The organism is Streptomyces niveiscabiei, assembly GCF_001419795.1.
In the GTDB taxonomy this organism is placed as follows: Bacteria; Actinomycetota; Actinomycetes; order Streptomycetales; family Streptomycetaceae; genus Streptomyces; species Streptomyces niveiscabiei.
In genome coordinates this window covers 1-1,470 of the sequence record NZ_LIRL01000139.1, presented here as the reverse complement: position 1 = coordinate 1,470, position 1,470 = coordinate 1, and the positions used below count along the sequence as shown (strand labels likewise).

The window sequence follows — 1,470 nt, the reverse complement described above, 5'->3', positions numbered from 1 at the left end:
GGGGCGGACACGTCCGGGGCGGGGAGTGGATCGTACGGTCGCCGTGTGATGAACTCGTGCCGTTACCCGGGGTATTGGAAGGGGAGGCCCGGCGCGACAGGGCGCAGACGGCAAACTCCGAGACGATTCTGACGGGACTCTGATGCGGCTCTGAGGAACCGGGGGCGCGCGGGGAAAACCAGTGGTGAACGCACTCACCGGTTCTCTACGCTGTGCCGGTCCCGTACAGGACGTCGACGAAAGACCGGGAGGTGAGAGTCATGGCTGCTCTCCAGGCGGGTGTGTCCCGCGGCAACCAGGTGTTCTTGCTCCACTTCCGCGGTCGTCGGCTCACTGTCTAGCGCTCAACGAGCGTCGCCGGGGCCGCCCTTGTGAAGGGTTTCCCTTGAGTTTCTCCGTTTCTTCCGACGTTTCCTCGCATCCGCTCGCCGCCTACGGGTGGGACGCGGACTGGGAGGACGTTTTCGCGCCCCACCGTTCGATGGGCGCTGTTCTCGGGCGAGTTGTGCGTGTCGACCGGGGCATGTGCGACGTCGTCACCGCCGACGGTGTCGTGCGCGCCGACACCGAGTTCGTCGTGCCGCGCGATCCCATGAAGGTCGTGTGCACCGGGGACTGGGCCGTCGTCGACCCCGCGGGTCAAGACCCGCGCTACGTACGGACGTTGCTGCCCCGGCGGACCGCGTTCGTGCGGTCCACCTCCTCCAAGCGGTCCGAGGGGCAGGTCCTCGCCGCCAACGTCGACCACGCCGTGATCGCCGTCTCCCTCGCCGTCGAGCTCGATCTCGGGCGTGTGGAGCGGTACTTGGCGCTCGCCTGGGAGTCCGGGGCGCAGCCCGTCGTCGTCCTCAGCAAGGCCGACCTCGTGTCCGACCCCGCCGTCCTCGCGCACCTCGTGAAGGACGTCGAGAGCACCGCGCCGGGGGTGCCGGTGCTGACCGTCAGCGCGCTCGCGGGCGAAGGGGTCTCCCAGCTCGCCGGGCTCCTCGGACGCGGCACCTGCGTCCTCCTCGGCGCCTCCGGTGCGGGCAAGTCCACCCTCGCCAACACCCTCGCCGGCGCCGACATCATGGACGTCCAGGCCGCCCGCGACGTCGACGGCAAGGGGCGCCACACCACGACCACCCGCAACCTCCTCACACTCCCCTCCGGGGGCGTCCTCATCGACACCCCCGGCCTCCGCGGCGTCGGCCTCTGGGACGCGGGCAGCGGCGTCGGCCAAGTCTTCGCCGAGATCGAGGAGTTGGCTGCCGACTGCCGCTTCCAGAACTGCGCCCACGACGCCGAGCCGGGGTGCGCCGTCCTGGAGGCCCTCTCCGAGGGCGCGCTGTCCGCCCGCCGCCTCGACAGCTACCGCAAGCTGGTCCGTGAGAACCAGTGGATCGTCGCCAAGTCCGATGCGCGGCTGAGGGCGGAGATCCGGCGCGAGTGGAAGGCGAAGGGGGCGGAGGCTGTCCCTCATACACATCT

1 protein-coding gene is annotated in these 1,470 nt (G+C 70.1%); it reads left to right on the top strand.

Translation table 11 applies throughout. From position 1 onward, the window contains the following. Positions 1 to 385: 385 nt before the first annotated feature. Positions 386 to 1,470: ribosome small subunit-dependent GTPase A (gene rsgA / locus AOK24_RS07440; protein WP_055719249.1), on the top strand; the 1,085-nt coding region annotated here is incomplete at its 3' end.